Annotated in this window: 1 protein-coding gene; it reads left to right on the top strand. The window is 46.1% G+C overall.

Going from position 1 to position 17415, the window contains the following annotated elements:
• Nucleotides 1-17: 17 nt before the first annotated feature.
• A complete protein-coding gene (locus MKHDV_RS01595) occupies nt 18-17333 on the top strand; it encodes a tandem-95 repeat protein (RefSeq protein ID WP_371415994.1) in 17316 nt (5771 codons plus the stop codon).
• The last annotated feature ends 82 nt before the right edge of the window (nt 17334-17415 follow it).

The raw sequence follows: 17415 nt of genomic DNA, 5'->3' as shown, positions 1-17415 counted from the left end.
CTACAGCCAATCCGAATATTCAGAACATCTCATACGATGCCGTCAATGAACAGTATGTCATTGAGCCGGTTGAAAACTTCAACGGGGATATACAATTCAACCTGTCCATTACCGATCAGGAAGGGGCATCGATCCAGCGTACCATCGCTGCTAACTTTGATCCGGTAAACGACATACCGACTGCCGATCTGACGACTAATTTCGATACGGGTGTGGAAGATCAAACTCTGTACATTACCCGTGCAGACATCATCTCCAGCCTGAATATTGATGACGTGGAAGACGGGCAGAATGTCATTCTTGATCTGACTACCGACAATCCAAATATTCAAAACATCTCATACGACGCCGTGAATGAGCAATACGTCATTGAGCCAGTTGAAAATTTCAACGGTGATGTGCAGTTCAACCTGTCCATTATTGATCAGGAGGGGGCATCAATCCAGCGCACTATCGGTGCGAACTTTGATCCTGTGAACGACGTGCCGACTGCCGATCTGACTGCTAATTTCGATACGGGTGTGGAAGATCAAACCCTCTACATTACCCGTGCAGACATCATATCCAGCCTAAACATTGCTGACGTGGAAGACGGGCAGAATGTCATTCTCGACCTGACCACAGCCAATCCAAATATTCAGAATATCTCATACGATGCCGTGAGTGAGCAGTATGTCATTGAACCCGTTGAAAACTTCAACGGTAATGTGCAATTCAACCTATCAATTACCGATCAGGAAGGGGCATCAATCCAGCGAACCATCGGTGCGAACTTTGATCCTGTAAACGACGTACCGACTGCCGATCTGACTGCTAATTTCGATACGGGTGTGGAAGATCAAACCCTGTACATTACCCGTGCAGACATCATCTCCAGCCTGAACATTGCTGACGTGGAAGACGGGCAGAATGTCATTCTCGACCTGACCACAGCCAATCCAAATATTCAGAATATCTCATACGATGCCGTGAGTGAGCAGTATGTCATTGAACCCGTTGAAAACTTCAACGGTAATGTGCAATTCAACCTATCAATTACCGATCAGGAAGGGGCATCAATCCAACGTACCATCGGTGCAAACTTTGATCCTGTGAACGACATGCCGACTGCCGATCTGACTACTAATTTCGATACGGGTGTGGAAGACCAAACCCTGTACATTACCCGTGCAGAAATCATCTCCAGCCTAAACATTGATGATGTTGAAGACGGCCAGAATGTCATTCTCGACCTGACTACCAGCAATCCGAATATTCAAAACATCTCATACGACGCTGTTAATGAGCAATACGTCATTGAACCCGTTGAAAACTTCAACGGTGATGTCCAATTCAATCTAACCATTACGGATCAGGAAGGCGCATCCATTCAGCGTACCATCGGTGCGAACTTTGACCCTGTGAACGACGTGCCTACTGCCGCCGATGCTCTTATTGGCACAATTGAAGAAGATGCGACAGTGCCGGTTACATTTACGGCCGCTTCCATCATCAGCGATATGAACATCGTTGATGTTGATGGCGATAACTTAACCCTGACGTATACCCCAAATCCAGTTCAACTTGGTGTTGTCACATATGAAGGCGCTGGCGGGCTAACCGTGGTACTTCAGTCTGGCAACGAAATCGAAGTTGGAACAACGTATTCTTTTACTCCGGCACCAAACACCGACACAGATTTTGTTTTTGATGTGACAGCTACGGACCCAAGTGGGGCGACCGTAACAGAAACGGCAACCATTGATGTCCTCCCTGTTAACGATGCGCCAACATTAACATTTGAAGTACCAACCAATACGAATCCAAACATCATTATTAACGGTAGCTTCGAAGATACAGACGGTGTGTCAATTCCGGAAGGCGGATGGCAAGGCTTTAACGTACTTCCAGGGTGGACCAAAACTCAGTTCGATGCTGAGGGAAATCCTATTGACCCTCGAGATCAAATGGAAGTTCATGACGAAGCACACGGCGGCCTTGGCTCAGCCGATGCTGAAAACTACATGGATCTAGGTGCAAGCCCTGATGGTTCTGGACGTATCGGAAACGTTGGAATGACGCAGGTAATTAATGACGCAATCATTGACGAAGGTGAGCCATACCAACTTACGTTCTTCATTAAAAATAAAGCTGCTGCGTTTAACAGCAGTGATACGGATTCAGGAGACTTAAAAGTTGTATGGAATGGCATTGAAGTGCCAATTGATCTGCCAGATGGAACGGGGCCTGACTGGGTAGAAGTAAACGTTGCGGTTACGGCTGGCGCTGGCGACAACGTCCTTACGTTTTATGAAACAGGAGAGGGCGGAGACAACCATGGTATGGCTGTTGACAATATCAGCCTTATAGAAGTTGCGACCATCACCGCACCGATAGTTATTCCAGAAGACCTTCCGACGGATACAGTTATTGCACATGCTGTAGCAAGTGACATCGATTCTGAAAATCTCACATTTTCTTTTGCTGACGGATCACTTGAGCAAAATGGTTTTGTAATTAATCAAAACTCAGGCGAAATAAAGGTTACAGCTGGTGGACCATTTAATAATGCCGGTGAACCATTTGATATCGATGCACCAAATACCAGTGATACCATTACCCTCGACGTAAAAGTCGATGACAATGACGGCGCATCCACAACACAGCAGTTAGTTATCTCTTTGACAGATATCAACGATAACCCTGTCGCCTTTGCTCCTGCACAAAGTGGTGATGGAACACCTGTGCCCAACTATGCATTTACTGTCACAGAAGCGGATACCGCTGTGGGGGCCGTTACAGCGGTGGATATTGACCGAACCGCCGGTGACATCACCTACTCACTCGAAAATACAGACGGATCGCCTGTAAACGGATTTACTATCGACCAAAGCGGTAACATTGTTATCACAGATCCAAATGTAGTTGATGTGGACGCAAACAACGTAAGCGCACAACAAACGTATGTTGTGCGTGCACAATCTGAAGATGGAAGCGTCAACACCCAGCAAATTACCGTCTCAGTTCAGGATGTTAACGACAATCCTGTCATTTTTGATCCTGCACAAAACAATGATGGCACAATTGCACCTAACTACATGTTTACCATGGATGAAACCGCCGGTGTGGTTGGAACTGTTTCGGCACAGGATGCTGATTTTACCGCCGGTGACATTACCTATTCACTCGAAAACGTAGACGGTTCAACATTGAATGGTTTTGCAATTGATCAAAACGGCAACATCACAGTTACCGATCCTTCTGTTGTAGAACTCGATCCGGATGGTCTAAACGAGCTCCAGTCTTTTGTTGTCCGTGCCCAGTCAGAAGACGGTAGTCAGAGTACGCAATCCGTACAACTTACGGTACAGCCAGTTAACGAATATGCACTCGACTTCACTGATAGCACTATCCAACCTGTTGTAATTGAAGAAACGGTTAATCCAGAAGACGGTTCCCGCGTTGTAACACAAGTGGAAGCAAAGGATTTTGACTACACAGAAAACGTTACCTACGAACTGCTTAACCACACAGACAAGTTCGAGATTGATTCTCAAACGGGTGAAATCACAGTAAAGCAGGGGGTCATTCTAGATAATGCAACGAGTGGCGGCCTTGATGCGCTTGGCTCAGCGTACGAGTCAAACGGTGTGTTCACGCTCACTGAAGCTTCTATGCAGGAAAACGGCGCCATCTGGTCTAATCAACCTCTTGATCTAACAAAAGACTTCTCCATTACCTCTGAGCTTTACTTCGGAGCTTCCCCCGGCGGCGAAGGAATTGCCTTCGTACTTCACCCAGGTGTTGTTGATCCTTCAACAACTTCTGGTGGCTCAGAGCTTGGTGCAAACATAGATAACGCCATTGTTGTTGAGTTTGATACAAATAAAGACAGCTCACAGGGTGATCCGGGGTTCGATCATATTGCTATCCATACAGATGGCAATGTGACGCATGAATCTCGGCCTGTACAACTTCCAAATATTGAAGATAGAGATTGGCATGAAGCGACCTTCACATGGGATGCAACCAATGAGGTCTTTACAGTTACCTTTGAAGGAAGAACTGCAACACTTAGTGGTGACATAACCCAACATCTGGCAAATAGTACTGAAGTCAACTTTGGCTTTACCGGTTCAACTGCGAACAATGGTAATTTACAGCAAGTAAATATCCTCTCTATTGACGGGATTGATCAGGTCTACGATCTGGATGTTCAAGCTACTAGTGCAGACGCTAACGTTGCGACACCGAACGAAGTTATTACAACCACTATCCCAGTTACAATAACCTCTTCCCCAGACGTTAACGTTAATGACGTACAATTTGATACACCGACAAACAGTGACGGTACCACGGCTGAAGACTTCAATTTTACCGTAACTGAAACAAACACAGTAGTCGGCACCATAAATGCGACAGATGCAGACTACAGATCCGGCGACATTACGTACTCATTAGAAAATAGCGATGGTTCGCCCGTCAGTGGCTTTGAAATCGATCAGGATGGTGTCATCACTGTGACCAATCCGGATGTTCTGGATATCGACCCAAATGGTGAAAACATTCTCCAAAGCTTTGTTGTGAGAGCACAGGCAGATGACGGAAGTGAGTCAACACAGGAAGTATCTCTCAACGTTCTGGATGTGAACGACAATGCTGTAATTTTTGCTCCGGCCGAAGACAATGAAGGAGCACCGTTATCAAACTATGTCTTTAGTATTACAGAAACAGATTCTGTTGTGGGAACTGTTGCTGCGACTGACAATGACTACACAGCAGGCGAGATTACATATTCGTTGAGCTACAGGGATGGGTCACCAGCCGATGGCTTTGAAATTGATGGAAATGGAGTCATTACAGTTACTGACCCAACCGTAATTGATGTTGACCCCGATGGAGGCAATTCACGTCAAAAATTAATTGTGAAAGCTGAATCCGAAGACGGCAGCATTAGTGGACGGCCTATTACTATTGCGGTGCAGGACGTGAATGACAACGCCGTTATCTTTGACCCAGCAGAAAGTGGTGACGGATCACAGTTACCGGACTACGCATTCACAATCACAGAATCCGACTCAGTGGTGGGCACCGTTGCCGCGAGCGACAACGACCTTACAGCCAGTAACATTACGTATTCACTCGAAAATGCGGATGGTTCACCGATAGTTGGCTATGCCATCGATCAAAGTGGCAACATCACCATTACCAACCAGAATATCGTTGATGTTGACCCTGACGGTGTAAACGCACTTCAAAATATCGTGGTACGAGCTGAATCTGAAGATGGTAGCGTGAGCACGCAACCGATCTCTATTACAGTACAAGACATCAACGACAACGCGCTCATCTTTGACCCGGCACAAAATAATGATGGCAGCCCTGCGCAGAACTACATGTTCACCATGAATGAAACCGTCGGAGTTGTTGGCACTATTACGGCTCAGGATGCTGACTTTACAGCAGGCGACATCACATATTCACTTGAAAACGCAGATGGCACGCCGCTCGAAGGTTTTGCCATTGACCAAAACGGTAGCATCACAGTTACCGACCCGGATGCTGTAGATCTTGACCCTAACGGTTTAAATGAACTCCAATCCTTTGTCGTTCGTGCCCAATCTGAAGATGGTAGCGAAAATACTCAGGCTGTACAGCTCACTGTTGAGCCAATCAACGAGCATGTTGTTGATTTTACAGACAGCACAATTCAACCGGTAGTTATTGAAGAAACAGTTAATCCAGAAGATGGCTCACGTGTGGTTACTCAAGTAGAAGCAAAAGACTTCGACTACACAGAAAATGTTACATACGAATTGTTAAACCATACCGACAAATTTGAAATTGACTCTCAGACAGGTGAAATCACAGTTAAAGAGGGTGTAATACTGGACAACGAAGGCGGCGTGGCAACTTTCGGTGCTTTAGGTACAGCATATGAATCAAACGGTATCTATACGCTAACTGACGCGGCACAGTCACAGGATGGTGCAATATGGTCTGACCAAACACTTAACCTGACACAAGACTTCAGTATTACCACAGATATATTCCTTGGCTCATCCAATGGTGCAGATGGTATCACCTTCGTGCTGCATCCAGATGGTTTTAACCCAGCAGATACAACCCACGGCGGCTCTCTTGGCGCTAATATCGACAACGCAGTTGTTGTCGAATTTGACACGTATAGAAACTCTGACCTTGGTGACCCTTGGCAAGATCATGTCTCGATTCATACTGATGGAGATTTGCGTCATGGTTCTGATCACTCACAAGCTATCCAGACGTCAGACCTCGAAGACGGATTATGGCACGAAGCCACCTTCGCTTGGGATGCTACAGCAGAAGTTTTCACTGTTACTTTTGAAGGACAAACCGCAACATTAACTGGGGGATTAAGTCAACATCTTGCGAACAGCACGAATGTTCATTTCGGTTTCACCGGTACAACTGGCGGTTTATACAACTTACAACAGGTTAATATTAAATCTGTTGAAGGCCTTGATGTTACGTATGATCTCGATGTTCAAGCCACCAGTGCTGACGCTGATCTTTCAACTCCATCTGAAGTAATTGAAACCACAATCCCAGTAACCATTACATCTTCACCAGACGTGAATGTTAACGATGTTGTGTTTGAAACTGCTACGAATAGTGATGGCAGCAACGCTGAGAACTTCACATTCACAATAACTGAAGCAAATGCTGTTGTAGGAACAATTACAGCATCTGATGCTGACTTTAGATCCGGCGAAATAACATTCTCACTGGAGAATCCCGATGGTTCACCGGCAAACGGGTTTGCTATCGACCAACGCGGAGTTATTACCGTTACTGACTCTACGGTTGTAGACATCGACCCAGATGGAATCAACGCTCTTCAAAATTTGGTTGTTCGAGCAGAAGCGGATGATGGCAGTGTAACCACCCAAGACGTTACAATCTCAGTTCAAGATATAAACGATAACCCAGTTATCTTTGCACCTGCTGAAAATAGCGACGGTAGCCCAGCAGCTAACTATACATTCACCATCTCTGAAACTGATGCCAATGTAGGCACCATCACTGCCGCTGATAACGACTTCACCGCAGGCAACATTTCCTATTCACTGGAAGACGCTAACGGTGAACCTGTACAAGGTTTTGCCATCGACCAGAACGGCAATATCACCATTACTGATCCGTCCGTTGTAGATATGGACCCTGACGGCACAAATGCACTTCAGAATATGGTTGTCCGTGCGACGGCTGAAGACGGTAGTGTTAATACGCAGCAGATCACCATCTCTGTTCAGGACGTAGATGACAATCCAGTTATCTTTGCTCCTGCTGAAAACAGTGACGGTAGCCCAGCAGCTAACTATACATTCACCATCTCTGAAACTGATGCCAATGTAGGCACCATCACTGCGGCTGATAACGATTTTACCGCAGGCGACATCACATATTCACTGGAAGACGCTAGCGGCAATCCAGTCCAAGGCTTTGCCATTGATCAGAGCGGCAATATTACCATTACTGACCAATCCGTTGTGGACATGGACCCTGACGGCACAAATGCACTTCAAAATATGGTCGTCCGTGCAACAGCCGAAGACGGCAGTGTTAATACGCAGCAGATCACCATCTCCGTTCAAGATGTAGATGACAACCCAGTTATCTTTGCTCCTGCTGAAAACAATGACGGCAGTCCGGCAGCGAATTACACATTCACTATAACTGAAGCTGATGCCAATGTGGGCACCATCACTGCCGCTGATAACGACTTCACCGCAGGCGACATCGCATACTCACTGGAAGACGCTAGCGGCAATCCAGTCCAAGGCTTTGCCATTGATCAGAGCGGCAATATAACCATTACTGACCAGTCCGTTGTGGATATGGACCCTAATGGCACGAATGCACTCCAGAACATGGTTGTCCGTGCAGTAGCTGAAGACGGTAGTGTTAATACTCAGCAGATCACCATCTCCGTTCAGGATGTAGATGATAACCCAGTTATCTTTGCTCCTGCTGAAAACAATGACGGCAGTCCGGCAACGAATTACACATTCACTATCACTGAAGCTGATGCCAATGTGGGTACCATAACTGCGGCTGACAACGACTTTACCGCAGGCGACATCGCATACTCACTGGAAGACGCTAGCGGCAATCCAGTCCAAGGCTTTGCCATTGATCAGAGCGGCAACATCACCATTACTGATCAGTCCGTTGTAGACATGGACCCTGATGGCACGAATTCACTCCAGAATATGATTGTCCGTGCGACAGCGGAAGACGGCAGTGTTAATACGCAACAGATCACCATATCTGTTCAGGATGTTAACGATAACCCAATAATCTTTGATCCTGCTCAAAACAATGATGGTAGTGCAGCAGCAAACTTTATGTTCACGATGAATGAAACAGACGGCACCGTGGGCACGATTACAGCTCAAGATGCAGATTTCACCGCAGGAAGCATTACGTATTCAATAGAAGACGCTAACGGAAACCCTGTACAAGGATTTGCCATCAATCAAGATGGTGTAATCACAGTTACAGACCCTGCGGTTGTTGATGTTGACGCTGATGACGCGAACGCTAATCAAAACTTAGTAGTGCGCGCACAATCTGAGGATGGCAGCGAAAGCACACAACAAGTTGCAATATCCGTTCTGAATGTGAATGACGACATCGGAGATCTTTCAGATATTGATGCTAGTAGCAACGTTGTTGATGAAAGCGTACCAATCGGTACTTACGTCGGTGTTACCCTGAACGCCGTGGATGTTGACGGGGACGCAGTAACATATTCATTACCAGATGACGTTCCATTTACGGTTGGAGACGACGGCAGAATTCTTACCAGTAATGAAATTGAATTTGGTGACACTCGAGACTTCATTTTTGAAGCAACAGCAACCAGTTCTGACGGAAGCTCCTCAACTCAAACAATCACCATTGAGGCTGGCAACCTTAATCCAGAAGCGGTTGGAGAAAACTGGGAAACATACGATACTCAGGATACTTCTGTAACGGGCATTCTCGGAGCAAACTCCGCAGTGGATGTCTATGAGTTCCAGCATAATGGCGGAAGGCTGATTCTTGATGCTTTAACTGAGAAAGGTTCTGATTCAAACAACTCAAATCGGGACGACGTTTATCAAGATCTCGACGGTAGTGGAACTCAACAGGAATTGGATATCTGGATTGAAGTATGGGACGACGACGGCAACAGGGTAGCCTACAACGATGACGGTGGAAGCCGCGGCAGAGATGATGGATCTCTCCATCCTTATGACTCCTATCTGGATATCAATAATCTTGATCCCGGAAATTACGAAATTCGTGTCAGCTCATACCGTGCGCAAACAAGCGGACCTTACAAAATAACCATTCAGGGTGATGTTGAAATGGGTGAAAATCCTTACACAACATTCGAAGATACTCAGCTTGTTATCGACAATACCTTGTTGCTGGGCAATGACTCTGATCCAAACAATGACTCCATCTCCATAGTTGACGTAAATGCCACCGAAGACACACATGGAGAGGTCTCTCTTGATGCAGAAGGCAATGTAGTCTTCACTCCGGAATTAAACTTTAACGGCGAGGCAAGCTTTACATATACCATCAGCGATGGTCGTGGTGGCGAAGACACTGCCACTGTCACTGTCTTTGTAGAAGATATTAATGATGTCCCTCAGATCTCAGTTGTTGAAACTACTCTTACAGAAGATACAGCACAGATAATTGCCACCGCCAGCGATGTTGATGGTGAGATTGTCAGCAACTCTTTGTCTGCAACACATGGAACAGTCTCGCTAGATACGGATGGGAACATTCTCTATACACCTGACGCAAACTACAATGGCGCCGACAGTGTGTTGATTTCCGTCACTGATGATAGCGGAGGCATCTCGACGCAAACTATTAACATTAACGTTACAGACGTAAATGATGCAGTCGTTGTTGGAGATGTTGACCTTGGATCAGTAGCAGAAGATGGCACAATAATATTCACTGATGCGGATCTTATTGCCTCAAGTTCTGATGTTGATGGCGACGACCTGACCGTTACCAATGTGACCTTGGCTGCCGACGTAGGTACACTTACGGACACTGGAAATGGTCTATATACATTTGCACCAGCCGAAAACTACAACGGTGAGAACGTGCCTTTCGACTTCACCGTATCTGATGGAGTAACAGAAGGTTCTGCAACAGCCACCCTTGACGTCACAGCAATAAACGATGCACCCGTCGTCGGAAACATTGACCTAGGTACAACGGCTGAAGATACCGCAATAACATTCACAGCCACCGACCTCCTTGCCTCGAGTTCTGACGTTGAAGGTAATGATTTGACCGTTACCAATGTAAGCTTATCTGCAAACGTGGGTACACTTACGAATAACGGTGGTGATAGCTATACCTTCACACCTGCCGCCAACTTCAATGGCGAAGACGTGCCGATCTCGTTCACTGTCTCTGATGGAACAACTACGGTTACTGCTTCAGCAAACGTTGATGTCACAGCTATCAACGATGCCCCTGTTGCAGAAAATGTTGATCTTGGATCAATAGCTGAAGACGGTACAATCACATTCACTGACGCAGACCTTATAGCCTCAAGTTCTGATGTTGATGGTGACAACCTGACTGTTACCGAGGTGAGTCTATCAGCAGAAGTGGGAGCTCTCACAGACAACGGCGGCGGTAGCTACACATTCACACCTACCACGAACTACAACGGTGAGAATGTGCCTTTTAGCTTCACCGTATCTGATGGCACAACAACAGCTTCTGCGACTGCAACACTAGACGTATCAGCGGTGAATGATGCCTCTATCGTTGGGGACATTGATCTTGGCGCAACGGCTGAAGATACAGCAGTGACATTTACAGCCGATGATCTTCTCGCCTCCAGCTCTGATGTCGACGGCGACAACTTGACCGTTACCAACGTTAGTGTGTCTGAAGATGTAGGTACACTTACCAACGTTGATGGCACCTACACTTTTACACCAGCCGAAAACTTCAATGGTGAAGATGTTCCGTTGACCTTCAACGTATTCGACGGAACAGCCACGGTTTCGGCTACCGCGACCTTAGATGTTACAGCGGTTAATGATGCTTCTATCGTTGGGGACATTGATCTTGGTGCAACGGCTGAAGATACAGCAATGACATTCACAGCCGCTGATCTTCTAGCTTCTAGCTCTGATGTTGATGGCGACAACTTGACCGTTACCAACGTAAGCGTATCTGGAGATGTCGGTACACTTACCAACGTCGATGGTACCTATACCTTCACACCAACCGAAAACTTCAATGGCGAAGATGTTCCGTTTACCTTCAGTGTATTCGACGGTACAGCCACGGTTTCGGCTACCGCGAATTTGGACGTTACAGCGGTTAATGATGCACCTATTGTTGGCGACATTAACCTTGGCGCAACTTCTGAAGATACAGCAATGACATTTACAGCCGCTGATCTTCTCGCCTCTAGCTCTGATGTTGACGGCGACAACTTGACCGTTACCAACGTTAGTGTGTCTGAAGATGTAGGTACACTTACCAACGTTGATGGCACCTACACTTTTACACCAGCCGAAAACTTCAATGGTGAAGAGGTTCCGTTTACCTTCAGTGTATTCGACGGCACAGCCACGGTTTCTGCGACTGCGACCCTTGATGTGACAGCGGTGAATGATGCTTCTATCGTTGGGGACATTGATCTTGGCGCAACAGCTGAAGACACAGCAGTGACATTTACAGCCGCTGATCTTCTCGCCTCTAGCTCTGATGTTGACGGCGACAACTTGACCGTTACCAACGTAAGCGTATCTGGAGATGTGGGCACACTTACAAGCGCCGATGGCACCTACACATTCACACCAACTGAAAACTTCAATGGCGAGGATGTTCCGTTTACCTTCAGCGTATTCGACGGCACTGCCACGGTTTCAGCTACCGCGACCTTAGATGTTACAGCGGTGAATGATGCCTCTATCGTTGAGGACATTGATCTTGGCGCAACGGCTGAAGATACAGCAGTGACATTTACAGCCGCTGACCTTCTTGCCTCTAGCTCTGATGTTGATGGCGACAACTTGACCGTTACCAACGTAAGCGTGTCCGCAGATGTAGGTACACTTACCAACGACGATGGCACTTATACCTTCACACCAGCCGAAAACTTCAATGGTGAAGATATTCCGTTTACCTTCAGCGTGTTCGACGGCACTGCCACGGTTTCAGCTACCGCAACTTTGGACGTTACAGCGATTAATGATGCGCCTATTGTTGGCGACATTGACCTTGGCGCAACTACTGAAGATACAGCAATGACATTTACAGCCGCCAACCTTATTGCCTCAAGCTCTGATGCTGACGGCGATAACTTAATCGTCACCAATGTGAGCCTGTCGGAAGACGTGGGCACACTTACAGATAATGGAGGTGGTAATTACACCTTCACACCAGCTGATAACTTTAATGGCGAAGATGTACCATTCAGCTTCATTGTCTCTGATGGCACAACCGCGACTTCTGCTACTGCGACTCTTGATGTTACTGCCATAAATGATGACGTCGGGGCTCTTACGGATACTGATGCTGGTAGTAACGTTGTTAGCGAAAACGTTCCGGCCGGTACCTATGTGGGAATAACCCTGAATGCAGTGGATGTAGATGGAGACACAGTAACCTATTCATTGCCTGACGACGTCCCGTTCACAGTAGGAGAAGACGGTAGAATTCTTACTAGTGGCGAAATTGAATTCGGTGATGCCAGCGACTTTACTTTTGAGGCCACTGCAACCAGTGCCGATGGAAGCACCTCTACGCAGAGCGTGACCATTACGGCTGGCAATCTTAATCCTGAAGCAGTCGGTGAGAGTTGGGAAACATACGACACACAAGACACATCAGTAACCGGCATTCTTGGAGCCAATTCTGCTGTGGACGTCTACGAGTTCCAGCATAATGGCGGACAATTAATCCTAGATGCTCTTACAGAAAAAGGTGCTGATTATAATAACTCGAATCAAGACGACGTTTACCAAGATCTAGATGGTAGCGGAACTCAGCAAGAATTGGATATATGGGTTGAAGTATGGGACGATGATGGCAACAGAATCGCATACAATGATGATGGCGGCAGCCTTGGTAGAGAGGATGGTTCACTCCATGCGTACGACTCCTATCTACAGATCAACGACCTTGATCCGGGCAACTACGAGATCCGGGTAAGTTCGTATCGCGCACAAACAAGTGGACCATATAAGCTCTCTATTACTGGCGATGTTGAGATGGGCAATAATCCTTACACAACGTTTGAGGCAACGCCACTTGTTATCGACAATACGCTATTACTTGGCAACGACTCTGATCCAAACAACGACTCGATCTCCATTACCGAAGTAACTGCTACGGCAGACACGCATGGAGAGGTCGCTCTTGATGCAGAAGGCAATGTAGTCTTCACTCCGGAAGTTAACTTTGATGGCGAAGCAAGTTTTACTTACACAATCAGTGATGGGCAGGGTGGTGAAGACACGGCCACAGTAACCGTTTTTGTTGAAAACATTAATAACGCTCCTCGAATCTCGGTTGTTGGAACAACTCTTCTAGAAGATACTGCACAGATAATTGCCACCGTCGATGACGTGAATGGTGAAATTGTCAGCAACTCATTATCCGCAACACACGGGACAGTTACCTTGGATGCAGCGGGTAACATTCTCTACACACCTGATGAAAACTACAATGGTGCTGATAGCGTGTCTGTTTCTGTCACCAATGAGAACGGGGAAGCCTCGACTCAAACTATTGATCTTAACGTGACAGGCGTAAACGACGTGGTTGTTGTAGGCGATATTGACCTTGGATCGATTGCTGAAGATGGAGTACTCACCTTTACTGATGCTGACCTTCTAGCCTCAAGTACCGATGCAGACGGAGACAACCTGACTATTACCAATGTGAGCCTGTCGGAAGACGTAGGTACACTGACAGACAATGGTGGCGGTTCATATACCTTTACACCAACTGAAAACTACAATGGTGAGAATGTACCTTTCGACTTCGCAGTATCAGACGGCACTGCCACGGCTTCTGCAACGGCAAATCTTGACATTACAGCTGTTAATGATGCCCCTGTAGCAAGAGATGTTGATCTTGGAACAATGACTGAAGATGGTACAATCGTTATTAGTGAAACCCAGCTCCTAGCAAATGCTAACGATGTTGATGGTGACACCTTATCTGTCGTAAACCTGACCTCAACAAACGGGGCATTCGTCGATAACGGAAACGGCACATGGAACTTCACACCTACGGATAACTTCAGCGGTAGCATTAATGTTAACTACGACGTCTACGACGGTACTACCTCTGTCTCTTCCAGCGGAATCCTAGCCGTTAATGCTGTTGCAGATGCGCCTTCACTCTTCATTCAGGTCGCCAATACGGACGCAGTATTCAATGATACTGCCGACTTTAGTGAAGCAAGCACAGGTGTTAGCTTTGATTTAACAAACCATGATGCTCAAACTGTAAATGGTGACGTAGATCGTTGGGAAACCAATGAAGCGACCGGTTCCGATTTTAACGATGTATTTTCTTTTGATAATCTTGAGGCTGGCGAAACGTATACGGTCCACGGTGGAATTGGGAACAATACAATCGATTTGTCTTCATTTGTCGGCAGTAACGTATCCATTGATAACGATTCTGGAACATTGACCGTAACGATTGATGACGAAGGAAATACTGCAACCATTAATTATGACAACATTTCCATGATCAAATTCGACAGCAATGTCTTTGACGGCACACCGCATTCGGTTGAACTCGATGATCACGATTGGCAAATTAATGGCACGGAAATAGAAGTCACTAGCGATGGTGCTGGAGATTGGGCTGTTAGTCCTATCAACTTTGCAGGAACACTTGATGAAAGCTTCACGCTGAATATTGTAGTCACCGCTCATGACGATAGCCCGTGGCACAATGGTGCTATTGTCTTCGACTACCAAGATGCTAATAACTACAAAATGGCTGTTGCGCGTATTGGTGCAGATAGATGGCAAATTGAACAAGTTGAGAATGGAGAACATACTAGGATTGCAAGAACCGAATACATTCAGCTAGATACAGATGTTCCTAATGAAATTAGTCTAAACATTGATGGCGGTGTTGCAACAATCTTTTCCAACGGTGTTGAACAAATATCTCACGACTTTGGAACTCCGCTAAACAATGGTCAAATCGGGGTTGCAACCAACAATTCCCACACATCTTTTGAACTGAATATGGAACCATCCAATTGGGCACCTTCAGTAGAAAACTATGACGTAAGAATTCAGGTTCAGGACGGCGGCTTTACTACTCAAAACGTACTTGCCGACGCATTCGACCCTGAAGGCGCAAGTCTGGAGATTACAGACTTCTCCCAAGCAGGGCACGGTACTGTTGTTGACAATGGGGATGGTACACTCTCTTACGTTCCAGCAGAGGGATACATAGGGGTAGATACCTTTACCTATGAAATCAGTGATGGTGACAACACTACTGTGGGAACAGTGAGCATCGATGTACAAAGCGATGCCGCTATTTCAATAACGAGTGGTGAATCCATTGTTCTGGACGTAGGTGCCAGTCTGGCTGATCTGGATGGCTCAGAGTCTTTAAGTGTGATGCTTGAAGGTCTTCCAAAAGGAAGTGTGATTACAGATGGAGTCATCACTCTAAGCGTAGGTGAGAATGGAATAGCTGATGTTTCCAGTATGAGTGCTAACGAATTACTGCTCACATCTCCAGAAAGCTACAATGCCAGCTTTGATGTGACTGTTCGGGCAATTTCAACCGAAGACACTGGTAGTTCTGTTGAAACATCCAGCGAGTTTAGTGTTAACATCCTCAACGCTGACCTTCCGACAACTGGCTCTGTTGAAATACAAGGAACAGCAGAGGTTGGCGGGTTATTAATCGCTGACATCAGCAACCTTGTTGACCTTGATGGTGATATCATTGCCGAATATCAATGGTATCGAGGCGAAGGCGATAGCAAAGAAGCCATTGATGGCGCCACAGGCAGCGACTACACGTTAACGGCGGCTGATGCGAACCATCAGATTACAGTCGAAGTGAACGCTGGAGATTTAGATGGCTTTTCCGCAACGTTTGCAGACAGTACGACCTACATTGCCGCAAATCCAGAGTTCCAAGGACTTACACAGTCTCGAGAGCTTCTGTTGAATGGTGATTTTGAAGATGGATCAGCACATTGGACTAATGACTTTGGAGTTGTAGAATTGCAACAGGCGGGTTCATTGCTTTGGGGCGAATCAAACAATAACGAGGAAAATGATACTATTGCTGAACTTTCGGCCGATAACATCACTCAAAATAATTTGAAACAGACAGTTACCGTTGATTCAGACAGTGAAAGCGTAACTCTTAAGTTTGACTACAAAGCTCGAGTAGATATTCTAAGTACCCAGCAGTTCTCAGTGTTCCTTGGCACTGTACTTATTGCTGAAAATGTTGTTTCCGGTAACGAATGGCAAACATTGGAGATCACAGTCCCTGTGTCTGATTTGGGGCTGAATAGTGCTGGAGAACTTACCGTTGAATTTTATGAAGCTACCAACGCAACGGTTGGCGTTATGCTTGACGACATCAGCTTGACAGAAAATCTCCAGACGACGAGTTCTACAATTCATATTGATAATGATATAGCTCAGGATGGAGTTCTTGCCAGTCTTGCAGACTTTGATGAAAACTCGACATACACCCTGACAAATCCGGATGGTTCTACATCTGACGACTTCTCAGTAAATGAAAGTGGTCAGATTACACCACTTGTCACTGGTGCAAGCTTGCCAAGCGGACTAACAGAATTGAAGTTAACCATCGACGATGGTGAAGGAAATAGTTCGGAAACGAATATCTTTATTACAAAAGACACCATCGATGACATCATATACAGCTCCTCTGACGACATGGGCGGTGGCCCTATCATTCTGGACGGCAATTCCATTAACGACATCACAGGCGAAAATGACGCGACAGACAGGTTCCATATAGAAGGCAACGATGATGTGCTAATTATCAACTTTGATGCAACTCAAGGCGATACAATAGATATAAGCAGTGTCCTTGGTGGCGCAGAAGAGCGAATTGATCTTTCTGCCAGCAATATCGAAGAGTACGTGGATATCTCAGGCGATAGTGGCAACTTTACGATTACAGTTAAATCTGAAGCCCCAGAAGCTCCTGAACAGGTTATCACCATTCAGGATGCATCCGGTCTTGATGATCAGGCGGCACTCATTCAGATGTTGCTCCAGAATAATTAGTATTCCTATAGGTAGGGAAGTGGTTTTCTAAAAGAAAGAGGGCACTGTGTTCACATTGAATACAGTGCCCTTGTTTATGTAA

It is taken from the genome of Halodesulfovibrio sp. MK-HDV (genome assembly GCF_009914765.1).
In the GTDB taxonomy this organism is placed as follows: Bacteria; Desulfobacterota; Desulfovibrionia; order Desulfovibrionales; family Desulfovibrionaceae; genus Halodesulfovibrio.
This window is presented reverse-complemented; position numbering and strand designations above follow the sequence as displayed.